18 protein-coding genes are annotated in these 22,863 nt (G+C 72.0%); 12 read left to right on the top strand and 6 right to left on the bottom strand.

The genetic code is table 11. From position 1 onward, the window contains the following. The first annotated feature begins 42 nt into the window (after nucleotides 1–42). The 9 genes from HOO61_RS03355 to HOO61_RS03315 are packed head-to-tail and all read left to right on the top strand — an operon-like array spanning nucleotide 43 to nucleotide 11,625. Nucleotides 43–1,827 carry a nucleoside-diphosphate sugar epimerase/dehydratase gene (locus HOO61_RS03355; RefSeq protein ID WP_172256918.1) on the top strand — a complete coding sequence of 595 codons (1,785 nt, stop codon included), beginning with the start codon at nucleotides 43–45 and terminating at the stop codon, nucleotides 1,825–1,827. Next, nucleotides 1,824–2,981, top strand: coding sequence for a DegT/DnrJ/EryC1/StrS aminotransferase family protein (locus HOO61_RS03350; protein WP_172256916.1), 1,158 nt, complete (start codon nucleotides 1,824–1,826; stop codon nucleotides 2,979–2,981). Before HOO61_RS03355 ends, HOO61_RS03350 begins: the two co-directional genes overlap by 4 nt. Then, entirely contained in the window at nucleotides 2,978–4,036 is a 1,059-nt protein-coding gene (locus HOO61_RS03345; RefSeq protein WP_367649999.1) for a polysaccharide biosynthesis protein, read from the top strand. The genes HOO61_RS03350 and HOO61_RS03345 overlap by 4 nt, the downstream gene beginning before the upstream one ends. Continuing rightward, entirely contained in the window at nucleotides 4,033–5,148 is a 1,116-nt protein-coding gene (locus tag HOO61_RS03340; protein WP_172256914.1) for an NAD-dependent epimerase/dehydratase family protein, read from the top strand. Before HOO61_RS03345 ends, HOO61_RS03340 begins: the two co-directional genes overlap by 4 nt. Next, nucleotides 5,145–6,272 carry a non-hydrolyzing UDP-N-acetylglucosamine 2-epimerase gene (gene wecB, locus HOO61_RS03335; protein WP_172256912.1) on the top strand — a complete coding sequence of 376 codons (1,128 nt, stop codon included), beginning with the start codon at nucleotides 5,145–5,147 and terminating at the stop codon, nucleotides 6,270–6,272. Before HOO61_RS03340 ends, wecB begins: the two co-directional genes overlap by 4 nt. Then, complete coding sequence (locus HOO61_RS24770) at nucleotides 6,269–7,528, top strand: glycosyltransferase (RefSeq protein ID WP_172256910.1); 1,260 nt, start codon at nucleotides 6,269–6,271, stop codon at nucleotides 7,526–7,528. Before wecB ends, HOO61_RS24770 begins: the two co-directional genes overlap by 4 nt. Beyond that, nucleotides 7,521–9,011, top strand: coding sequence for a hypothetical protein (locus HOO61_RS03325; RefSeq protein ID WP_172256908.1), 1,491 nt, complete (start codon nucleotides 7,521–7,523; stop codon nucleotides 9,009–9,011). The genes HOO61_RS24770 and HOO61_RS03325 overlap by 8 nt, the downstream gene beginning before the upstream one ends. Continuing rightward, the gene (locus tag HOO61_RS03320) at nucleotides 9,008–10,468 is read left to right on the top strand and encodes a lipopolysaccharide biosynthesis protein (protein ID WP_172256906.1); all 1,461 of its coding nucleotides are present in this window, start codon (nucleotides 9,008–9,010) and stop codon (nucleotides 10,466–10,468) included. The genes HOO61_RS03325 and HOO61_RS03320 overlap by 4 nt, the downstream gene beginning before the upstream one ends. Continuing rightward, nucleotides 10,465–11,625, top strand: coding sequence for a glycosyltransferase family 4 protein (locus HOO61_RS03315; RefSeq protein ID WP_172256904.1), 1,161 nt, complete (start codon nucleotides 10,465–10,467; stop codon nucleotides 11,623–11,625). The genes HOO61_RS03320 and HOO61_RS03315 overlap by 4 nt, the downstream gene beginning before the upstream one ends. On the opposite strand, the gene HOO61_RS03310 is transcribed toward HOO61_RS03315, so the two are convergent. From HOO61_RS03310 to HOO61_RS24765, 6 genes are read right to left on the bottom strand one after another with little or no spacing between them, the layout of a single operon-like run. After that, the gene (locus HOO61_RS03310) at nucleotides 11,622–12,884 is read right to left on the bottom strand and encodes a glycosyltransferase family 4 protein (protein ID WP_172256902.1); all 1,263 of its coding nucleotides are present in this window, start codon (nucleotides 12,882–12,884) and stop codon (nucleotides 11,622–11,624) included. The genes HOO61_RS03315 and HOO61_RS03310 overlap by 4 nt on opposite strands. Next, entirely contained in the window at nucleotides 12,884–13,507 is a 624-nt protein-coding gene (locus HOO61_RS03305; RefSeq protein ID WP_172256900.1) for a sugar transferase, read from the bottom strand. Before HOO61_RS03305 ends, HOO61_RS03310 begins: the two co-directional genes overlap by 1 nt. A gap of 1 nt (nucleotide 13,508) precedes the next feature. Beyond that, nucleotides 13,509–14,210, bottom strand: coding sequence for an HAD family hydrolase (locus HOO61_RS03300; RefSeq protein ID WP_172256898.1), 702 nt, complete (start codon nucleotides 14,208–14,210; stop codon nucleotides 13,509–13,511). Beyond that, entirely contained in the window at nucleotides 14,207–15,181 is a 975-nt protein-coding gene (locus HOO61_RS03295; protein ID WP_172256896.1) for an ATP-grasp domain-containing protein, read from the bottom strand. Before HOO61_RS03295 ends, HOO61_RS03300 begins: the two co-directional genes overlap by 4 nt. 5 nt (nucleotides 15,182–15,186) lie before the next feature. Next, on the bottom strand, nucleotides 15,187–16,425 hold the full coding sequence (locus HOO61_RS03290; protein WP_172256894.1) for a hypothetical protein: 1,239 nt from the start codon (nucleotides 16,423–16,425) through the stop codon (nucleotides 15,187–15,189). 56 nt (nucleotides 16,426–16,481) lie between these two features. After that, on the bottom strand, nucleotides 16,482–18,095 hold the full coding sequence (locus tag HOO61_RS24765; protein ID WP_172256892.1) for a glycosyltransferase family A protein: 1,614 nt from the start codon (nucleotides 18,093–18,095) through the stop codon (nucleotides 16,482–16,484). 106 nt (nucleotides 18,096–18,201) lie between these two features. Here HOO61_RS24765 and HOO61_RS03280 point away from each other — a divergent pair, with 106 nt between their 5' ends. The 3 genes from HOO61_RS03280 to HOO61_RS03270 all read left to right on the top strand — a co-directional run bounded on the left by HOO61_RS03280 (nucleotide 18,202) and on the right by HOO61_RS03270 (nucleotide 22,850). Continuing rightward, nucleotides 18,202–19,023 carry an FkbM family methyltransferase gene (locus HOO61_RS03280; protein WP_172256890.1) on the top strand — a complete coding sequence of 274 codons (822 nt, stop codon included), beginning with the start codon at nucleotides 18,202–18,204 and terminating at the stop codon, nucleotides 19,021–19,023. Nucleotides 19,024–19,067: 44 nt separating this feature from the next. Further along, the gene (locus tag HOO61_RS03275; RefSeq protein ID WP_172256888.1) at nucleotides 19,068–20,978 is read left to right on the top strand and encodes an anthranilate synthase family protein; all 1,911 of its coding nucleotides are present in this window, start codon (nucleotides 19,068–19,070) and stop codon (nucleotides 20,976–20,978) included. A 201-nt stretch (nucleotides 20,979–21,179) separates the two neighbouring features. After that, nucleotides 21,180–22,850 (top strand): sulfatase-like hydrolase/transferase, encoded by a 1,671-nt coding sequence (locus HOO61_RS03270; RefSeq protein ID WP_172256886.1) that lies wholly within the window; start codon nucleotides 21,180–21,182, stop codon nucleotides 22,848–22,850. Nucleotides 22,851–22,863: the final 13 nt, after the last annotated feature.

Genomic DNA, 22,863 nt, shown 5'->3' with positions numbered 1-22,863 from the left:
GAGCGCCGCTCGTCCGGTCTAGCATGGTTTGCCGCCCGCTGGGTGAGCAAGCCAGGAAACGACTTCACGCACGGGGGCGGGGAGATGATGGAGAACGCAATCGCGCGCCGGGGTGCCCTGGCGCTCTGGGACGTCGTGTCCTGGGCGCTGGCGGCGGCCCTGGTGATCGGCGTACGGCACGACTTCCGCCTCACCGAGGTCCAGTGGGACTCCGTCATCGCCTACTGGCTGCTTGCATCAGCACTGCTCGTGGGCCTGGGGTACGCCACGAAGTTCTACCGCGGGCGATACCTCGTCGGGTCGTTCGACGAAGCGTTCGGCCTGGCCCTGCACCTGTTCGTCGTGGGTGCCCTCATGCTCGGCATCTCGGCGATGATGACGAACCCCGCGCCCCGCAGCGTCGTGGTGCTCACCCCGCCGATGGCCCTGTTGATCTCCGCTGCGGGTCGCCTGTTCTACCGAGCCCTGCGCGATCGCCTCCGCGTCGACCACGGCCCCGCCGAGGGGCGTCGGGTGCTCATCTACGGTGCGGGTGACGCCGGACGTCAGGTCCTCCATCTCCTGCGCGGCGACGCCGACGAGGTGGTCGGCTTCCTCGACGACAACCCGGGCAAGCGGCACCTGCGCATCAGCGGCGTCCCCGTCCTGGGTGACGGCAGGCAACTCGCCAGCGTGGCAGCCGACCGTCAGGTCGACGTCATCGTCCTCGCGGTTCCGTCGGCCAGTGGCCAGCTGGTCGACCGCGCCCAGAAGGTGGCGCAGGCGGCGGGGCTCGACTTCCTCGTGCTCCCCCGGGTATCGGAGATGATCGGCGGCCAGGTCAGCGCCGCCGACATCCGCCCGGTCGACATCCGCGACGTCCTCGGGCGGCACCAGGTGTCGACGAGCGTCACGGAGATCGCGGGCTACCTCACCGGCAAGCGGGTGCTGATCACCGGCGCCGGCGGCTCGATCGGCTCCGAGCTCGCACGCCAGGTCCACAAGTTCGGTCCGGCGGCGCTCGTGATGCTCGACCGCGACGAGTCCGCGCTGCACGCCGTCCAGCTGTCGATCTTCGGCCATGGCCTGCTCGACGAGCCCAACACGGTCCTCTGCGACATCCGCGATCGTCAGGCGCTCGAGAAGGTCTTCGACGCGCACCGGCCCGAGATCGTGTTCCACGCGGCCGCGCTCAAGCACCTGCCCATGCTGGAGCGCTACCCCGACGAGGGCTGGAAGACCAACGTCCTCGGCACGCTCAACCTGCTGCGCGTCTCGGAGCGCCACGAGGTGGCCCACTTCGTCAACATCTCCACCGACAAGGCCGCCGACTCCACGAGCGTGCTCGGCACCACCAAGCGCATCGCCGAGCAGCTCACGGCGTGGTATGCCGAGCGCGGCGAAGGCCACTTCATCAGCGTCCGGTTCGGCAACGTGCTGGGCTCGCGCGGCTCGATGCTGCACACCTTCACCGCGCAGATCGAGGCCGGCGGCCCGATCACGGTGACCCACCCCGACGTCACGCGCTACTTCATGACCATCCCCGAGGCCTGCGAGCTCGTCGTCCAGGCCGGCACGATGGGCCGCTCCGGTGACGTCATGGTGCTCGAGATGGGGACGCCGGTGAAGATCCTCGACGTCGCGCATCGCATGATCGAGCTCTCGCACGCCTCCAACGTCGAGATCGTGTTCACCGGACTGCGCACTGGTGAGAAGCTCCACGAGCGCCTGTTCTCGGACGAGGAGAAGCCGGCCGTGACCGAGCACCCGATGATCCGCAGCGTGGCCGTCCCACCTGTGGACCCCACCGAGCTCAGCGACCTCTCGCACGCGATGGGGGATCGTTGACCTCACGTACCTACCTGTCCTCCCCCGACGTGACGCAGGCAGAGGAGGACGCCCTGGTCCGCGCCCTGCGTTCGGGGTGGGTGGCTCCCCTCGGGCCCGAGGTGGACGCTTTCGAGGCCGAGCTCGCCGAGGCGACCGGGCGTTCGCTGGCGGTCGCGCTGAGCTCGGGCACCGCGGCCCTCCACCTGGGGCTGCTCCACCTCGGTGCGCGCCCCGGTGACGTCGTCATCACCTCGTCGATGACCTTCGCGGCCACCGCCAACGCCATCACCTACACCGGCGCGGTGCCCGTGTTCGTCGACTCCGACGAGACCGGGAACCTCGACCCGGCGCTGGTCGAGAAGGCGATCGAGGACCAGCTCCGCTCGGGCGCCCGCATCGCTGCCGTCGTTCCGGTCGACCTCCTCGGCAAGGTCGCTGACCACGAGCGCGTCGAGGCCGCGGCCGCGCGCCACGGCGTACCCGTGCTGGTCGACGCAGCCGAGTCGCTCGGTGCGCGTCGGGGTGGTCGCCCCGCCGGCGCCGCCGGCGTCGCCGCTGTGGTCTCCTTCAACGGCAACAAGATCATCACCACATCCGGCGGAGGGGCGCTGCTCTGCGACGACCCCGACATGGCCGAGCGCACCCGCTACCTCGCCACGCAGGCGCGCCAGCCCGTCGTGCACTACGAGCACGTCGACGTCGGCTACAACTACCGCCTGTCCAACCTGCTCGCCGCTGTGGGCCGGGTGCAGCTCTCCCGCCTCCCCGAGATGCTCGAACGGCGCCGCGGCTGGCGGCGTCGCTACCGCGAGCTCGTCGCGCCTGTCGACGGTCTCTCCGTCTTCGGCGGTGCCGACGGCGTCGACGCCGCAGCCGACGAGGACCATGACAACTTCTGGCTCACCTCGGTGGTCGTCGACGAGGCGGTCACGGGGTGGAGCGCTGACGAGCTCCGGCTCCACCTCGCCGAGGCCGACATCGAGGCGCGTCCGCTGTGGAAGCCGATGCACCTGCAGCCCGTCTTCGCCGACCGGCCCGCCTACGCCAACGGCACGTCCGAGCGGCTGTTCCGCACAGGGCTGTCCCTGCCCAGCGGATCGGCCCTCACCGATGACCAGTTCGAGCGGGTCGTCGCGCACGTCCGCACGTTCCTCGAAAGGAAGTCCCTGTGACCACCCCCGCGAGCCCGTCCCCCGATACCGACACCTCGGTCGCCGGACGGACCATCACGATCACCGGCGGCACCGGATCATTCGGGTCCGTCATGGCCCGGCACCTGCTGGCAGACGGAGCGGCGAGGATCAACGTCTTCAGCCGCGACGAGGCCAAGCAGGACCTCATGCGGCGCGCGTTCAACGACGAACGAGTGCGTTTCTTCCTCGGGGACGTGCGCGACATCGACAGCGTCCGCACCGCCGTGCTCGACGCGGACTTCGTGTTCCACGCCGCTGCGCTCAAGCAGGTGCCGTCCTGCGAGTTCTTCCCCCAGCAGGCCGTGAAGACCAACGTCGTCGGCAGCCACAACGTGATCGAGGCGAGCAGCGCCGCCGGCGTCCGCTCCGTCGTGCTCCTGAGCACCGACAAGGCGGTCTACCCGGTCAACGCGATGGGCATGTCGAAGGCGCTGATGGAGAAGACCGCCCAGGCCTTCGCTCGCAACCATCCCGACTCCGACATGACGGTGTCGGTGACCCGCTACGGCAACGTCATGTACTCCCGTGGCTCCGTCATCCCGGCGTTCATCTCGCTGCTGAAGGAGGGCAGGCCGCTCACGATCACCGATCCGCGGATGACTCGGTTCCTCATGTCGCTCGCCGACTCGGTCGACCTGGTCAAGCACGCCTTCGTGCACGCGCAGCCCGGTGACCTCTTCGTGCGCAAGGCGGCCGCCACGACCGTCGCCACGCTGGCCACGGCAGTCGGCCGCTTGTTCGGCCAGGACGAGCCGGAGGTGCACCACATCGGGACGCGCCACGGCGAGAAGCTGCACGAGACCCTGCTGACCCGCGAGGAGATCGCGAAGGCCGCCGACCAGGGCGACTACTTCCGCGTACCGCTCGACGACAGGGGCCTGCAGTACGAGAAGTACTTCTCCGAGGGGGAGGAGGAGGTCGACACCACCGTCGACTACTCCTCGGACTCCGTACCGCCCCTCGACGTCGACCAGACGGTCGCCCTGCTGCGCACCATTCCGGAGATCGCCGCCGACCGGGAGATCCGGGCGTGAAGATCCTGCTCACGGGGGCCGAGGGCTTCCTCGGCTGGCACCTGCGCTGCCGCGTCCATGCGACGACCGAGCACGAGGTCGTGCCGGTGGGTCGCTCCGACTGGCACCGGATCCCGGAGCTCGCTGCGGACGTCGACGCGGTGATCCACGTCGCCGGGGTCAACCGTGCGGCGGACGACGAGCTGGTGGACGGCAACGTCGCCCTCGCCCAGGACGTCGCGGACGCGCTCGACGGCACCAGCTCGAAGGTGCTCGTCTTCGCCAACTCCATCCAGGTCGGCAACGGCTCGGCGTACGCCGCCGGGAAGGAGCAGGCGGCCGCCGTGCTCCGGGCCGCAGCGGGTCGGACGGGCGGGCGGTTCGTCGACGTCCACCTTCCCAACCTCTTCGGCGAGCACGGCCGTCCGGGCTACAACTCGTTCGTCGCGACCTTCGTCGACCGGGCCATCTCGGGCGAGCGGCCCGAGATCGCCGACCGGCCGATCGAGCTGCTCCACGCCCAGGGAGCGGCGCAGGCTCTCCTCGACGCGCTGGAGCCGACATCACCCGACACCGTGCGCCCCGCGGCGCACCCGACATCGGTCCGGGCGGTGTGGGACGCGCTCGAGCGGTTCCACTCAACGTACGTCCCCAGCGCCGACGTGCCGGCAATGGCCGACGACTTCGAGCGCGACCTCTTCAACACCTACCGCGCGGCCCTGTTCCCGTCGCACTACCCGCTCGCGCTCACCCCGCGCAGCGACCAGCGAGGCCGGCTCGTCGAGACCGTCCGCAGCCACGGCGGCGGCGGACAGACCTTCGTCTCCACGACCGTGCCCGGCGTCACCCGCGGCATCCACTACCACCTGCACAAGATCGAGCGGTTCGTCGTGCTCGACGGTGAGGCGGTGATCCGTCTGCGACGGATGTTCCACGACGAGGTCCTCGAGTTCCCCGTGTCGGGGGACCGGCCCGCGGTGATCGACATGCCGACCATGTGGTCGCACGAGATCACCAACGTGGGCGATCGCGTGCTGACCACCCTGTTCTGGACCGATTCGCTCTTCGACCCCGAGTCGCCCGACACCATCCACGAGCCGGTCGTCCGCGCGGCCGCGGAGGAGATCGCATGACCAAGGTGATGACCGTCGTCGGGACCCGTCCGGAGATCATCCGGCTCTCCGAGACGATCAAGCTGCTCGACCGCACGGTGGACCACGTCCTGGTGCACACCGGGCAGAACTACGACCACAACCTCAACGAGATCTTCTTCTCCGAGCTCGGGCTGCGTGCGCCCGACCACTACCTCGACGTCGACACCAGCAGCCTCGGCCGGGTGCTGGGCGAGGTGCTGATCAAGACCGAGGAGGTGCTGCTCGAGGAGCGCCCCGACGCCGTGCTGGTGCTCGGCGACACCAACAGCTGCCTGGCGGCGGTGATGGCCAAGCGGATGCGGATCCCCGTCTACCACATGGAGGCCGGCAACCGGTGCTTCGACGAGAACGTGCCGGAGGAGACCAACCGGCGACTCGTCGACCACGTCGCCGACTTCAACCTCGTGTACACCGAGCACGCGCGTCGCAACCTGCTGGCCGAAGGCCTCCACCCGCGCCGGATCCTCAAGACCGGGTCGCCGATGAAGGAGGTGCTCGCCGCCCACGCCGACACGATCGACGCCTCCGACGCCGTCGAACGCCTCGGGCTCACTCCCCAGGGATACGTGCTCGTCAGCGCGCACCGCGAGGAGAACGTCGACAACCCCGACCGGCTCAACCTGCTGCTCGACTGCCTCGAGGGCGTCATCGCCGACAGCGGCATGCCGGTGCTCGTCTCGACCCACCCGCGCACCCGCAAGCGGCTCGACGCGCTGGGACGCTCGACCGAGGGCATCACGTTCCACGAGCCGCTCGGCTTCATGGACTACAACAAGCTGCAGAAGCAGGCCTGGTGCGTCCTGTCGGACTCGGGCACGATCTCCGAGGAGTCGTCGCTGCTCGACTTCCCGGCCGTCACGCTCCGCGACTCCATCGAGCGCCCCGAGGCACTCGACTCGGCCTCGATCCTCATGACCGGCCTCGACGCGGCCAACGTCGTGGAGGCCGTCCGCTTCGCGGTCTCCGACACCGACCGGGCCTCCCGCGTGCCCGACGACTACCGGATCGGTGACTGCTCACGCCGGGCCGTGGGGTTCATCCTGTCGACCCACGCGCGCTACGAGAGCTGGCTGGGAATCCGGCAGGCCCCGGGGACACCGTGACCTCCAGCGGACGCCGCGAAGCCGTCGAGGTCCTCTACGTCTCGTCCGTGCCGTCGCCGGAGCAATTCGTGGCGATGCAGGGGGAGCTGCTGCCCGATGCGCAGCAGGTGACCTACGGCATGCCCGAGTCGGGCTACAAGTTCCACTCGCTCATCCAGCGCGGGCTGATCGAGAACGGTGCCCGCGTGACGTCCCTCGTGGGCCGCAGCGCAACCCCGCGGTTCTACCGCGGCGGCTGGTGGCCACGCGTGGTCGACCGCCCACGCGACTCCCTCGTCGTCGACCACCGCGGGTTCCCCAACGCCCGCGGCGCAAAGCAGCTGCACCTCGCCGTCTCGCTGGCGCTCGGGGCGTGGCGGTGGCGGCTGCGCACCCGCGGGCGGGACCGCTTCGTCGTGGTGGACGCCGCCTACGTCTCCGCGCTCCCCGGGGTGCTCGCCGTGACGCGCGGTGTGACCCGGGTCGCGATCTTCGCCGACGTCTACACGTTCATGGCCGACGTGGCCGACGCGAGCGATCGTTCGGGTGCGCGCTACCGCGCCATGCGCCGCGTGGTCGCGCGCACCTACCGGGCCATCGACCGGTTCGTCCTGCTCACGCGCCAGATGGACCCCGTCGTCAACCCCGAGCGCCGACCCTCGATCGTGATGGAGGGACTCGTGGACGCCGACATGGCGGCCGCCGACAACGTGCTGGCGGCCAAGGACGAGCATCTGACCGTCCTCTACTCCGGCGCCCTCCGCAGCGAGTACGGCCTGGCCAACCTCGTCGACGGCTTCCGCGCCTGGGACGCGCCCGACGCCCGCCTCGTGGTCTACGGGGGCGGTGACTACGCCTCCGCAGTCGCGGCAGCCGCTGCGGTGGACCCCCGTGTCGAGTTCCGCGGCACCGTGCCCAACGCCGAGGTCGTCGCCGCCCAGCAGCGCGCATGGCTCCTGGTCAACCCGCGACCGGCCGACCAGGAGTTCACCGCCTACTCCTTCCCGTCCAAGAACATGGAGTACCTCGTGTCGGGCACGGCGGTGCTGACCACCCGGCTGCCCGGGATGCCCGCCGACTACGACAAGCACGTCCTGACCATCGACGGGTCGAGCGCTGCTGACATCACCGCCGCGCTCGAGCGGGCGGCCGCGCTGGGCCGGACCGAGCTCCACGCGCGTGGAGAACGGGCGCGGCAGTTCGTCCTCGACCGAAAGAACCACAGTGAGCAGGGACGGCGCATCATGGAGCTGGCCCTGGGGGAGACACGTGCCTGAGACCACACCACACACCACATCGACCGCCGCGTCCGGGACCACCGGATCGACGGCGCCGGCGCGCGGCGTCCGCGCGTGGACCCGCGACAGCGATCGGCCGCTCGTGTTCGAGTTCGCCGGCGTCACCCGCTACGTGCCGCTCGTCGTGACGCTCGGTCTCTTCGTGGTGTCCTGGTCGCTGGTGGTCCTCGGCCCGATCGACTGGCACCTCACCGACCCGGGCCGTGTGCACCTGTTCCTGGCCTGCGCGACCCTGGCCTTCGTCGCCGGTTACGCCGTGGCGGTGCGATGGCGTCGTACGACGACCGCGACCGGCCGCAGCCCGCTGTCGGCCTCCGCGCTGGTCACCGCGGGAGCCGTGGTCTACCTCCTGCTCTACGTGCCCGTCACCTGGACCACGACCGGCGACTGGGTGCCGGACGTCTGGCACGGCCTCCGTGATGCGGGGAGCGCCTATGCGGAGAACAAGCGGCTCAACGAGTCGGTCACCCCCGTGTTCCTCTACGTGCGGATGCTCGTCGCCCCGCTGACGATCCTGCTCTTCCCGCTGACCCTCTTCCTCTGGCCCCGGCTGTCGCGGCCAGCACGGGCGCTCGGCGTGCTGTGCGTGCTGCTGTCGGTCGCCCTCACGATTGCGCAGGGCATCAACCGAGGCGTCGCCGAGTTCAGCGGGCAGCTCGTGCTCTTCCTGGTCCTCGTGGCGGGCAGCTCGCTGTCGCGCGAGCGTCGTGGCCGGCTCGTCCGGTCCCTCGTCGGCATCGTTCTGGTCGTGGCCTGCTTCTTCGCCTACTACGCGACCACCATGAACAGCCGGATCGAGGCCGACGGGGCGGCGGACGAGTCCTCCTCGACCGACGACGACACCGACGAGCGGATGCGCGACACGGCGATGATCGGCGTCGCGACCACCCGCGAGGACAACCCGTTCTTCGACCTCGTGCCGCCGGCGCTGCAGTCCGAGGGGCTGATCCTCAGCAGCTACCTCACCCACGGCTACCGCGGGTTGTCGCTCGCCATGGACGAGGACTTCACTCCGACGTGGGGGCTCGGCTTCTCGGAGTTCTACCGGCACAACCTGCTGCGCGTAGCCGGGCAGGCCGACCGCGAGGAGGCCGTGGAGGCCCGGACCTACGCGGGGAAGCTCATCGATCAGGGCTGGCCCGACGGGATGGTGTGGTCGACGTTCTTCGTCCACCCGGCGTCCGACCTGGGCTTCCCCGGTGTCGTGGTGCTGATGGCCCTGATCGGGTTCGCCCTCGGGCTGAGCTGGCGCGACACCCTCGAGCGGGGTGACCCGCTCGCTGCGGGGGTGTTCTTCCACCTCTGCATCCTCGTGTTCTACCTCCCGGCCAACAACCAGCTCTTCCAGGGTGGCGAGCTCGCCATCGGCTTCACGGTGGTCACCGGGGCGTGGTTGTTGCTGCGCCGTCGTGGTCGCGCGGAGGTCGACCGGACACCCGTGACCGAGGTTCCCGCTCGATGACCGGGGCTGGGCGCCGACTCGTCGGCCGCGGCTCCATCTACACGCTCGGCAGCGCCGCACCGATGCTCGCCGGCCTCCTGGTGACACCGTTCCTGACCCGCGCAGCCGGTGTCGGGGAGTACGGCCTGATCTCGGTGGCCATCACCACCATGCAGTGGTCCCTCGTCGTCCTCACCCTCGGCCTCCCGCTCGTCATCACCCGCCACGCCCTCACCGAGTCCACCGGCACGGAAGGTGCCCGGGGACTCGTGCTGGCCGGCAGCGTCATGGCGCTCGGTGCCGCCCTCCTGGTGGCGGGCGGACAGCACCTGGCGGTGGCGCTCTCGGGCTCGTCGACACCGCTCGCCGTCACGCTGGGCCTGGTCGCGGGCGGCCTCGGCGCCGGTATCGCGCTGACCCAGGCCTACGCCGTCGCGCTGGAGCAGGCGTGGTTCTACGTCGCGCTCGCCACCGGTCCCACGCTCCTCGCTCCCGCCGCCGGACTGCTGGCGGTGACGCTGGGCGACGCGCCGTCGGCAACGCGCTACTTCGCCGCGGTCGCTGTCGTCAACGCGGTCACCCTCGGTCTGGGGCTGCTGAAGGTGCTCGGCTCCGGACGCACGGTGCTGCGCTGGTCGGACCTCACCCGCGCCGTGCGGACGTCGCTGCCGCTGGTGCCGCACCAGTTCGTCACCGCCAGCGCCAACGGCGTCGGCATCCTGGTCGCGGCCGCCGTGCTGGGCCGCGGCGACGGCGGTCGCGCCCAGGTGGCGCTCTACCTCGGCACGGTCGCGCTCACCCTCACCAGCGCCGTCGCCTACGCCTGGCTACCGGTGCTGGCCCGGGAAGCCCGGGAGAACCGGGGCGAGCAGCTCGGCGAGACCTCGCGCCTGGTGGCGACGCTTGCGGCCCTCGCCACCGGCGGCGTCGCCCTCCTCTCGCCCTGGCTCCTGAGGGTGCTCGTGCCCCCGTCGTTCTCGATCGCCGACATGGTCCCCCTTGTCGCCGCGGCGTGCCTCGCTGCTCCGCTGGCGGCGGTCTACCTCGCCCACTACCAGCTGGTGGTGCTCAGCGGCCGCACGGCGGCGCTGGCGGTCCTCAGTCCCCTCGCCATGGTGCTCGGCGTGGCCTGCTCGGTGGTCGCGACCCGCCTCGTCGGCCTGGCCGGCGTGGGCATCGGCGTCGCGGTGACGTACGCCCTCCTGTGGCTGCTGGTGCGTGGCCTCGCGAGACGCGTGGACGACGTGAGGTGGCCCGAGTGGTCGGCGCTGCCGGCCGTCGTGGTGGCGCTCGTACTCTGCCTGGCGGGCGGGCTGCTGCCCGTCAGCGGAGTGGCGGCCGTCGTCGTTCGCGGGCTGCTCGCGGTCGCGACCGCGGCAGCCGGCCTGGCAGTGCTGATGCGGCTGTTCAGTGCGGGCGGGCAGGCCGCCGACACGGTCGACGACACGGTCGACGGTCCGGTGGGGGAGGCATCGTGAAGGTCGTGGTGCTGGCGCCTGCCTACGTGCCGGCGCACAAGGCGGGTGGCCCGGTGCCGGGCATCACGGGAGCCGTCGAGCAGCTCGCCGGCCACGAGGTCCACGTGCTGACGGCAGACCGCGACCTGGGTGACACCCGCCCCTACCCCCCGCCCCACGTCGGCACGACCGAGGTGGCCGGCACGCCCGTCACCTACCTCCCGCCGCCCTCGTGGGGCAGCCGGCGGCAGTGGCGCGAGGCCCTCCGCACGATGCGCTCGGCCGACGTCGTCTACGTCAACTCCGTCATGTCGAAGGGCTTCACGGTCCTGCCGCTGCTCGTCCTCGGTCTGTCGAGGTGGCACGGACGCCTGCTGTCCAGCCCCCGCGGCGAGCTGGCGGCCAGCGCCCTCGCCCTGGGCACCCCGTGGCAGAAGCGCGTGTGGATCGGGCTGCTGCGGGGCACCCGGTGGGCGCTGCGCTTCGGCGGCTCGCCCACGACGTGGGTCGTCAGCTCCGCACGCGAGCGTGCTGACGTCGAGCGGGTGTTCCCGGGCGCCCGGACCGCGGTCGTGCCTGAGCGGCTGCGACCGTTGCGGGGGACGACGACGGCCGCACGACCGCTCCGCACCGATCGCCTCCGGGTCGTCACCGTCGGCCGGGTCGCGCCCGTGAAGGGCATCGACGACCTCGTCCGCGGCCTCGCCCACGTCACGACCCCGGTGCACCTCGACGTCATCGGCCTGCTGGAGGACGAGGAGCACGTGGCGCTGGTGCAGGACCTCGTCGGGCGGCTGCCGGCCCACGTCGACGTGCGCCTCGCCGGCGCCGTCGGCCCCGAGGAGGTCGAGCAGGTGCTGCGGACCAGCCACCTCTTCGCCCTGCTGACGCGCGGCGAGAACTTCGGCCACGCCATCGGCGAGGCGCTCCGCGCCGGGTGCCCGGTGCTGATCAGCGACCAGACACCGTGGTCCGCTGTCGCGGACGCCGGGGCCGGCGTGGTGCTCGACCGCGCGGCCTGCGAGTCGGCGCCGGAGGTCGGCGCCGCCGTGCAGCGCTTCGCCGACATGGACGACGACGAGTGGGCGGAGTGGTCGCGGCGCGCGGCGACACACGCCACCGGCTCGGTCGACGCGCCCACCCTGGACCAGGTGCTCGGCGCGGTGGGCCGGGACTAGCGGGCGCCCGGCCCGGCCGTGCCGGTCGGGTGCGCCGACGCGGCCGCCTCGAGTGCCCGGGCGAGGCGCGCCGGCCCCACCTGGGGGGAGAACTGCTCCTCGTAGAGCCGGCGCGCGCCCCGGCCCATCGCCCGGAGGTCGGCCTCCTCCACCGCGAGCCCGTCGCCGATGGCGGCGTCGAGCGCGGCAGCGTCGCCCGGAGTGGCCGCCCACCCGCAGCGGGCACCGGTCACGACCGCCGCCGCGTCGCCGGCGGCGTGGACCAGCACCGGGCGCGTCGCAGCGAGCGAGCCCTGCACCTTGCTCGGCATGGTGACGCGGAGCAGCGGCGTGTCCTGGAGGGAGACCACCTGGACGTCCGACGCGGCGATCCAGCGGCCCACCTCCGAGGTGGGCACCGAGCCGGCGAAGCGCACGTTGTCCGCACCGAGCCGGGTGGCGAGCTCCTCGAGCCGCGGGCGGGCGACGCCGTCCCCGACGAGCACGAGCTGCGCCTCGGGGCGGCGGGCGAACGCCTCGACGAGGGCGTCGAGGCCCTGGAGCTCGCCCAGGTTCCCGGCGTACATCCACAGTCGTCCGGGCGGCAGCCCGAGGTCGCGGCGCAGCTGCGGGTCGGGCGCGTCACCGGGCAGGAGGTGGTCGTCGGAGATCCAGTTGGGGGTGTCGTGGACGATGCCGTCCGGCACGCCCCGCCCCACGAGCACGCGACGCATCCCCGGGGAGATGACACCGATGCCGCCCGCGTGGCGGTAGGACGCGTCGCAGAAGCGGGTGAGCAGCCCCTCGACCGCCGACCCTGCCGCGCCGCCGACGAAGCCGCTGCCGGTGACGCTGTCGGGCCACAGGTCCTGCACGAGGAGGAAGTAGGGGGCGCGGTGGCGGCGCAGCGCCCGCACCACCGGCAGCACGGCGGTCGCCGGTGAGGAGTAGACGAGCCACACGTCGGGACGCGGCATCCGCGCGCGGGCCACCGCGCTCGCGCCGGCGGCGAAGGAGAGGTAGTTGGCCATCCGTGCGACGGCGCGAGAGTCGTGGTTGGGCCACAGCGGCGCGCGGTGCACCGGGATGCCGGACGCGGTCGTCTCCCGCTGGTAGGGCCGGACGCGGTAGCCGTCCATGACCCGGCCGGTGGGGTAGTTGGGGAACCCGGTGAGGACCTCGACCTGGTGGCCCGCGCCGTGCAGGCCCTCGGCGATGGCGGAGGGGACCACCGTGCCGGGCTCGGGCGGGAACCACTGCGTGACGAATCCGATCCGCATCAGGCGCGGTCCTCGCGTGCGGTGGTGCCGTGGAACTCGGGCATGGTGGCCTCCCCGACCGCGGAGACGCCCGAGCCGCGGACGACCTGACGCACCGTCGCGGCCAGGATGCGCAGGTCGCCGATGAAGCTGCGGGTGTCGACGTACTCGACGTCGAGGCGGAGCTTGTCCTCCCACGACAGCTGGTTGCGCCCCGACACCTGCGCCAGCCCCGTCAGGCCGGGACGGACCTCGTGGCGCCGGGCCTGCTCGGGGCTGTACCGGTCGAGGTAGCGCTCCAGCAGCGGTCGCGGCCCCACCAGCGACATGTCGCCGCGCACGATGTTCCACAACGAGGGGAGCTCGTCGAGGCTGAGCTTGCGCAAGACGCGGCCGGTGGTGGTGAGCCGCGAGGCGTCGTCGACGCGCCCGCGGGAGACGTCCTCGTGGTGCATGGTGCGGAACTTCACCAGCTCGAACACTTCTCCGTGCAGGCCGGGGCGGCGCTGCCGGAAGAGGACCGGACGCCCCATGGAGAGCCGCACGGCCAGCGCGGTCACGGCCTGCAGCGGCAGGCTCACCACGAGCGCGGGGAGGGAGACGGCCAGGTCGAAGAGGCGCTTGAGCACGAGTCCTCGGTCCATGTCAGCGGAGTCTAGGTGCGGGCGTCAGTGCCTCGGCGAGCGCGCCCACCGAGGTGACCGTCAGGTCGGGGACCACCCGGTCGGGCACGTCGGCGTGCAGCTGACCCGGGAGCCGGAGGCGTACGCACGCCCAGCCGAGGTCGCGCGGCGCGTCGAAGTCCTTGTGCGGGTTGTCGCCGACGTAGACGAGGTCCTCCGGGGGCAGGCTCCACGCCTGCTGGACGTGGAGGAACGCGCGCGGGTGCGGCTTCCAGCCCTCACGACCCCACACGTCGGTCAGCACGACGGGGCCCTCGATGAGGCGGTCCACCGCGAGCGCGTCGACCTTCGCCTGCTGGCTGGCGAGGGCGCCGTCGCTGATGACCCCCGTCCGCAGTCCCGCCGAGCGCAGCGCCCCGACCAGGTCCTCGATGCCCGGGAGCAGGCGGATGGCGGGGACGTGGTGGCGGTAGACCTCGACGAGGTCCGGCACGTGCACGCGGTCCCGCAGGGCCGGGTCGCCGGAGACCAGGTCGTCGAAGTGGCTGCCGCGCTCGCCCTCGGTGAACCGCCGCCACAGGTGCTCACGGACGCGGGCGGCGTCCACGTCCCATCCGGCGGCGAGGTGCTCGGCCACCGCGCCGAACCCGGAGCGTACGTAGTCCCGCTCCAGGTAGAGCGTGTCGTCGAGGTCGAGGACGACGCCGCGGGTGCCGGGCCTCACCATCGGAGGGTGTCGGTGAAGTGCTCGACCATGTGGCGGGTCATGTAGAGACCGGCCCGGTAGTCGCCGAAACGCTCCGTGGGCGCGCTACCCGCCAGCTCGTCCAGCAGCCAGGCGGGGTAGTCGCCCCCAGCCGCTCGCGTCAACGGGAACCCGCCGCCGAAGCGGGGGTTGACCTCGATCAGGACGGGCCCACGGTCGGTGCGGAAGAACTGCAGGGTCACCGGACCACGCGCGCCCAGGTCGCTGCACGCCGCGAGGACGCGCTCGATCCACGGGCCCAGCTCGTCGTGGGGCAGCGTGACGCCCTGGATCGACTCACCGCCCAGGGTCTTGATGCGGGTGCGCGGGACGTAGTGGAGCGGTCGCCCCTCGAGGTCGAGCAACGCGTCGACCGTCACCTCCGGTCCGGTGAGGCGCTCCTGCACGATCGGCTGCGGGACGACCGCCACCGTCTGCACGACCTGGTCGCGCGCGACGAGGTGCACGTCCTTGCTGGAGCTCCCGTTGCGTGGCTTCACGACGAGGTCGTCCGGAAGGTCGGCCAGCACGTCGTCGGTCAGCTCGTCGGGCAGCCAGGACCGGGGTACGTCGACGCCGCGCGCCGCGAAGGCCTCGGCGGTCAGGGCCTTGTCGCCGCAGATGTCGACGAAGCCCTCGCTCGAGACGAGAGCGGTCGCCCCCGCGTCCGCCAGGTCGGCCACGTGCTGGGCGAGGAGCGGCAGCTCGGTGTCGATCGTGGGCACCACCAGCCCGATGCCGTGCTCGCGGACGACGCGGAGCAGCGTCGGGAGGTAGTCGGGGTCGGCCAACGGCGGCACCCGCACGGCCTGGTCGACGCCGACCAGGGCAGGAGCGAGGGGGTCGGGGTCTGCGGCCAGCACCTTCAGTCCACGCGCGTGGGCGGCCTCGACGAAGCCCTGCACGAGCGAGACGCGGCGGCCGGCGCAGGTCACCAGCACATGCGACATGGACGCTACCTTTGCACGTGGCGGGGACGCGCCGCCAAACTCCGGCCCGCCTCGTCGTCCGCACACGTAGGACGTCCGGCCAGGCCCGCCAGCACGACGAGCAGGAACCAGCCCAGCGGGGTCGTCGCCAGCGGCTCCGTCGCCCCGTAGGCGACCAGCCCCAGCAGGACCAGCAGCACCAGCCGTCCGGTCGGGTCGCGCCGCGCGGTCTCCGACGGGGTCCGCCACCACCGGTGCACGCCCAGCACCGCGACGACGACGTGGGCGAGGGCGAACGCCGCCATCCCGGCGAAACCGAGGTCGGGCATGACGTCCATGAGCGAGGCGTGGCCGTGGGCAACGACGCCCGCTCCGTAGTTGGCGTTGACGTACTCGAAGACCGGGTTGGGCGGGGCCTGCACCCAGGCGTGCGGCCATGTGGTGCCCCAGCCCTGCCCGAGCAGGCGTTGACCGTAGGTGGCGTCCCAGATGGCCGCCCAGATCTGGGTGCGGCCCGACAGCGAGGCGACGTCGCGACCGAGCAGCACCCCGGTGGCGAGCAGGGCGGCGAGCGCCGCCGCGCCACCCCCGGCCGCCAGCACGAGCGGCCGATGCGTACCCAGTCGCACCGAGAGGGGGTCACGCCGGGCGAGCGCCAGCGCGAGGCCCGCGACCAGTGCGGCGACGACGAACGCCGTGGCCGACTGGGCGAGGAACAGCCCGAGGGCAATGGTGGCCACACCGAGGGTCCAGGCGGGCCGGGCCACCCGCCCGTGCGGCACGTGCGCGAGGGCGGCGGCCCAGGCGAGCACGAGGGTGTAACCGAGGATGTTGCGGTTGGCACCGACCCCGGCAAGGAAGCCCGTGGCATCAGCGGGCACGTCGGCGAAGGGCAGCCCCGCCCAGAAGGCGTACACGCTCGTGACGACGACCACCACGCCGCCGAGGTGCAGGCCGTGCGTGAGGGAGCGCGCGTCGGTCGACCACGTGCAGAGCCACGCGACGAGCGCGACCTTCACGTAGACCTGCGAGACGCCCCAGGTGACGTCCCAGCTGATGGTCCACCCGAGCGAGGCGTACATCAGCGCGATCGCGGGCAGCACCGCCCAGGGGAGGCGGGGCAGGCGGAGCCATGGGAGGGTCAGCACGGTGGCGCCGACGGCGACAATGATCGATCGGTGCAGGGAGTCGCCGAAGAACGGCACCATGGTGAGCGGGTTGCTGAGGTGGAAGAACAGGGCAGCGACGGCCAGCGTCCACACCACCCCGGGCACGCTCAGGGGTGGTTCGGGGGGTCTCCGCAGCCGCTGCCAGATGCCCGTCACCGGAGCCTCCGGCGCAGCCGGGCGTTGCGCTCCTTGAGGTCGGCGACCTGCTCGCGCAGCGCCGCGACGGCGTCGTTGACCGCCCGCAGATCCGATGCCGCCTGCTCGTTGAGGGCGGCGAACCGGTACTTCTCCTCGGTTTCCTCCGCGAGGGCGCGGTGGAGCTCCCTCACCTCCCGGGCGACGCCCGGCGCGAGCACGAGGGGAGCCCGGTCGAGCTTGGCGAGCACGGCCTCGCGGCTCGCCTGCCACTGGGCACCGTCGTGGAGGTGCCGCGAGCCCTCGCCGTCCCCCCACACGCGGTAGACCGCCGTCACCGCAGGTGTGTCGACGACACCGGTGACGGCCGCGGCCCGCACCAGGACGTCCCAGTCCTCCGTTGTGTCGAGCGCCTCGTCGAAGCGCACGCCGAGGTCGTCGAAGACGCCACGCGGGATCGCGAAGGTCATCGGCGGTGAGGCGTTGTCCCACAGGTGGTCGACGATGCTGAACGTGTCGGGCCACACGTGGTGGGCCGGTTCGGTCTCGACGGGCACCGGCCCGCGTGGGCCGTGCTCGTCCGCGACCTGGACCGGCCGGACGGGCTGGGCCAGGGCCACGGACCGCAGGACGACGCCCGGCTGCTGTGCCTCGAGCGCGGCGTAGGCCGCCACCCACTCGGCGGTGACGGCGTCGTCGTCGTCGAGCACCACGGCGTAGCGGCCGCGGGAGGCGTCGAGGGCTTCATTGAGCGGTGAGGAGCGTCCGGGTCGCTCGACCTCGAGCACCCGCACGCGCTCGCGCAACCACTCCGGCGCCTCGGCCAGCACTCGGTGCACGGCAGCCAGGCCCTCCGGGGTCGTGCGGTGGCACGCCAGCAGGACCTCGAAGTCGCGGCACGTCTGGCCAGCCAGGCAGGTCAGCACCTCTTCCAGGCACTGCAGCCGGGTGCCCTGGGTGCGGGTCAGGACGCTCAGGAAGGGACGCGGTTCCTGCCCGGCAGGGAGAGTCGGCGGCGTGACGCCGGTCGCAACGAGTAGCTGGTGCAGGGCGGTGGCCGGCAGGGCGGCCGGGTGACCGTAGGGCGGCTGGTGCTCACTCCGGCCGGTGGCGGGGGCGGCCGGCGGGTCACCGTCCCGCGCCTCGCTGAGCACAGCGGCCGCGTCGAGCCTCCGGAGGGGAGTGCCGGACCGCTCGGCGGCCGCGACCGCAGAATCGGGTGTCGAGGCGCGCCGGCAGTCGTCGGGTGCTGAAGGAGGGACGGCCACGCACGGTCGAGGTGCGGGGTCACCGTCTGCCACCGCGCCGACGGGCAGCACCCGGGTGCTGACGACGTCCGTCCCCTCGGCGGCGGCCACGACGAGCAGGCGCAGGCACGAGGGGGTGGGCAGGTCCGCCGCGCGGGCGAGCACGACCACCTCGCCCGGGGCGTACGACGCCAGAGTGCCCGCGACCGCCTCGACACCAGCGGCCCGCAGGCGGTCTCCGAACCCCTCCGGGGAGGCGTCGGCCCCGAGCAGCTCCAGCGAGCGTCGCTGGGCCGGGACGCGACCGAGGGCGCGCACCCACGCGAGGATCCTGTCGTCGGGTGCCGTGCCGGTGAGACGAAGGGTCACCGCCGGGACCGGCACGCCTCACCTCTTCTCTGGAGTCCTGCCACACGGCCGGACGGCCGCGAGTCTAGTCAACGGCTCGGTCCTGTCGTCGATCGCCGGGCGGCACTAGGGTGGCGGCTCAATGAGCCTGGACCTCGTCGCCCACGCCCGCCGCCGGATCCTGCCCTGGCTCGCGGCGCACAACCCGGGTGACATCACCATCCGCAACCCGCACACGCGTGACCGCCTGCGGCTGCACAGCTTCCGGCACAAGGGCTACTGGTTCCATCGCCGACGCCGCGAGGCGGCGACGATGGCTCTGTTTGGCCGGCTCGTGGGTCCCGGGGACCGAGTGGCGGAGGTCGGCGGCCACATCGGGTTCATCACGCAGTACTTCGCGCACCTCGTCGGCCCCACCGGATCAGTGGTGGTCTTCGAGCCCGGCCCCAACAACCTGCCATACCTGCGAGCCACCACATCCCAACTTCCCCAGGTCACGGTCGTCGAGGAAGGGGTCGGCCGTGAGCCGGGTCGCGCGACGTTCTACGTCGAGGGTCTGACGGGGCAGAACAACTCCTTCGTCCCACACTTCGAGGGGCTCGAGGTCAACGCGCGACCAGCCGGCATCGCGCCGGAGGTGCAGCCCGTCGAGGTGGCCGTCACCACCCTCGACGCCAAGTTCCAGGCTCCGCCGGACTTCGTGAAGGTCGACGTCGAGGGGTTCGAGCTCGAGGTCCTCCTCGGTGCCCGTAGGACCCTGGAGTCGGGCCGGCCAGCGCTGATGGTCGAGGTCCGGGCCGACCATGCAGAGCTCCGCGCGCTTGCCGAGCAACTTGGCTACGTGGTGATGGACGAGGAAGGGGTCCGCATCGACCTGTCCCCGACCTGGGCGGGCAACTCGTTCTGGCTCCACCCGGACCGTCACGGCGAGCTTCTCTACGAGCTGGGTCGAACGTCCGCCTGAGACGTGCCGTCCAACGCCCGGCAGGCGCCCGTAGGGTCTCTCCCATGACCCAGCCCCCCGCCGTCCGAGACCTCCTGGAGCAGATCCAGGGGTTCGGGGCGTGGGCGGTCATCCGACGCAAGGCGTCGCCGACGGCGGGGCTGATCGGCGGCACGCCGCACGAGGTCGCGAGCCTGCTCGACATCCCGCTCGAAGCCGGGGCGCCCGAGCCGGGCCGCAGCGCCGACCGGCTCGTCGCCGTGCCGTTCCGGCAGGTGCGCGAGCGCGGGTTCGCCGCCATCGACGACGGCGCCCCGCTGACGGTGGTCGACATCGAGGCTGAGCACGAGGTGTCGGTCGACGACCTGCTCGCGGCTCTGCCCGACGTGCCGGTCGAGTTCGCCGACCGGGGCGGCTTCGCCACCAGTGACGAGGACTACGGGAAGGTCGTCGAGGCGATCATCCGCGACGAGATCGGGCAGGGCGAGGGGGCCAACCTCGTCATCGGCCGTCACTACCGCGCCGTCGTCGCCGACTGGGACGCCTCGCGCGCGCTCACCGTGCTGCGTCGGCTGATGGAGCGCGAGCGCGGCGCCTACTGGACCTTCTGCTTCTTCACCGGCGACCGGTTCCTGATCGGCGCGAGCCCCGAGCGGCACGTCTCGGTGCGCCAGGGCGACGTACGGATGAACCCGATCTCGGGGACGTTCCGGGTGGCGGGGCACGGCGAGGCCCTCAAGGAGCGGCTGCTCGACTTCCTCGGCGACGAGAAGGAGGTCTTCGAGCTCTTCATGGTGGTCGACGAGGAGCTCAAGATGATGTGCGACATCTGCCACGAGGGCGGCCAGGTGCTCGGGCCGTTCCTCAAGCCGATGACGCACCTGATCCACACCGAGTACCTCCTCGCCGGCCGCTCCGATCGCGACCACCGCGAGATCCTGCGTGACACGATGTACGCCGCCACGGTGACCGGCGCGCCGGTCGAGAACGCCTGCCGCCTGATCGCCGACTACGAGCCCGAGGGCCGCGGCTACTACGGCGCCGCGCTCGCGCTGTTCGGCCGCTCGCCCGACGGCACGCCGACGATGGACAGCCCGATCCTGATCCGCACCGCCGACGTCTCGCCGTCCGGCGAGCTCAAGGTGACGGCCGGGGCGACGCTCGTGCGCGACTCCGACGCGGCGTACGAGGTGGCCGAGACCCGCGCCAAGGCCGGCGGCATCCTGAGCGCCTTCGGCCTGGCGCCCGCGGCGACCTCCGACGGCACCGACATCGCCGAGCTGGCGCGCGACGAGGACGTCCTGCTCGCCCTGGGCACCCGCAACCAGCGGCTCTCCCGCTTCTGGCTGACCGACCAGGCCGGCGAGCCGGCCGACCCGGGGCTGGCCGGGAAGTCGGTGGTGATCCTCCACGGCGAGGACGACTTCGTGAACATGCTCGTCCACGTGCTCGGGGTCTTCGGGATGACCTCGCGGGTCGTGCGGCACGAGGACTACGAGACCGGCGCCTTCGACGGGGCCGACCTGGTCATCGTCGGCCCCGGCCCGGGCGACCCGCGCGAGGGCGACCACCCCAAGATCGCGTCCTTCCGTCGCGCCGTCGACGACCTGCTCGCCTCGGACCAGCCGTTCCTCGCGGTGTGCCTGGGCCACCAGACGCTGTGCCAGCGGCTCGGCCTCGACCTCGGCTACAAGGACGTCGTCTTCCAGGGCACGCAGTCGCCGGTGCGACTCGACGGTCGCACCGAGCGGGTGGGGTTCTACAACACGTTCGTCGGGCGCGTGCCGGCCGGCGCCACCCTGCCCGACGGCGTACGGGTCGAGGCCGACGAGGCAACCGGGGACATCCACGCCGTCGTCGGACCGCACTTCCGCGGCATCCAGTTCCACGCCGAGTCGATCCTCACCGAGAACGGCTACGACCTGCTCCACACGGCGGTGCGCGACCTCCTCGCTCCCGCCGCCAGCGATATCTGAGGACGTCACGGTCGTCCGTCATCGGTTTTTCGTTCACCACGTCCTCAGATACCGGAGTGGGGTCGCACTGAAGTCGATCGGACGTATAGACATTAGTTCGGCGTGGCAGGCAACGAATCGGTGGCGTGGGACGTCACCCTAGGTAGCCAGCACGGGACAGGCGGGGGAGCAGTGGGGTACTTCAAGGGAGCGTGGGCAGGCGTGTGCCTGTTCGCACTGATGGCATGCGGCGCGACGGGCGGGTCGGACGACGGCCTGCGCGGGGCGGACGACGTACCGAGGCAGGCGACGAGCGACGGGTCCGCGGTCGCGGAGCTCCGGCCGGCAGCGGCCCGCGACGAGCGACCCAACATCGTCGTGGTGATGCTCGACGACTTCTCGATGGACCTCGTCCAGACGATGCGGTCGGTGCAGCGGATGCGGAAGGCGGGGGCGAGCTACCCGCACTCGTTCGTCACCGATTCGCTGTGCTGCGTGTCGCGGTCGAGCTTCTTCACCGGGCAGTACCCGCACCAGACGGGCGTGCACACCAACACGTCCAACAAGGGCACCTCGAGGCTCGGCGGCTGGCCCGCCTTCGACACGAACGGCAACCCTGAACGCGCCTTCAACGTGCGGCTCCAGGAGGCCGGCTACCAGACGGGCTTCGTGGGCAAGTTCCTCAACGAGTACGAGTGGTCGCCCGGCCGCGCGCTCCCGCCGCTCGTGCCGGGCTGGTCGACGTTCAACACCGTCTTCGGCTCCGCCTACGACGGCTGGGACTTCGCCAGCACGTCGGTCGTCGACCAGCGGCTCCAGCTGGTGCAGCACCCGGCACCCCCGGCGAGCGCGAGCAACGCGGCGAAGGACAAGGCGTACGCCGGTGCAGTGATCGGCGACCTGGCGACGGACTACATCGCCGCCAACGAGGCGACCGGCGCGCCTTACTTCCTCGAGGTGGCGCTCTACGCGCCGCACAACCGCGTCAACCCCGAGGGGCACTACGCCGGCGACCCGCTCTTCCCGCCGATGTTCCGCGACCGCACGGGCCGGCGCAGCTGCGGCCGCGTCGCCTGCCGCAAGCTGACCGTCGACGACCTCCCGGGCTTCGGCGACCCGCGCAAGGACAACCGGCCCCGCAAGGCCAACGGCAAGCGTGCCCGTGCGTGGAACACCACCCGCACCCTGCCCGCCGCGGTCGCCGTCCGGGACCTCCGCGACCGGGCCCGGATGGCGCAGTCGGCCGACCGCCTCGTCACGCGGATCCTCCAGGGCGTCGGTCCCGAGACCTACGTCGTGCTGACCTCCGACAACGGCTTCCACCTCGGCCAGAACGGCATGGGCCGCGGCAAGGGGACGCCGTACGACACCGACGTCCGCGTGCCGCTGCTGGTCAGTGGGCCGGGGGTGGTGCCGGGCAAGCGTCGTGAGGTCACGAGCAACATCGACCTCGCTCCGACCTTCGAGGAGCTCGCCGGGCTCGCGCCGGCGCCCTACCGCAGCGGGCTCTCGCTCGTCCCGACCCTGGCCGACCCGGCCCTGGTGCGGCAGTCCCACGCCTTCCTCGAGCACACCCAGCAGACGCTCACCGGCAACGACCCGGACGCGGCGTACAGCGGCACGGAGCTCGACCGGATCCCGTCCTTCACCGCGGTGCGGAGCCGGACGGCGCTGCTCGCGAGGTTCGACCTGGACCCGAGGCCCGCCAAGGTCGCCTGGGGCTACGAGTACTACTCGTACAAGCGCGACCGGTTCGAGAAGCGCAACACCTTCGCGAGCAGGAAGAAGTCGCCCGAGGTCGCGGCGCTGATGGCCAAGCTCACCGCCTTCGACGGCTGCCGGGAGGTGGGCGACCAGCCCGTGGCGGAGGCCTGCCGCGCGGTGCGGCAGTAGCCCGGGGACCACT

The sequence above is a fragment of the Nocardioides sp. zg-1230 genome (assembly GCF_013155335.1).
Lineage (GTDB): Bacteria > Actinomycetota > Actinomycetes > Propionibacteriales > Nocardioidaceae > Nocardioides.
Note: the sequence above shows the minus strand (reverse complement) of the source record. Positions and strands in the feature narration are given on the sequence as shown.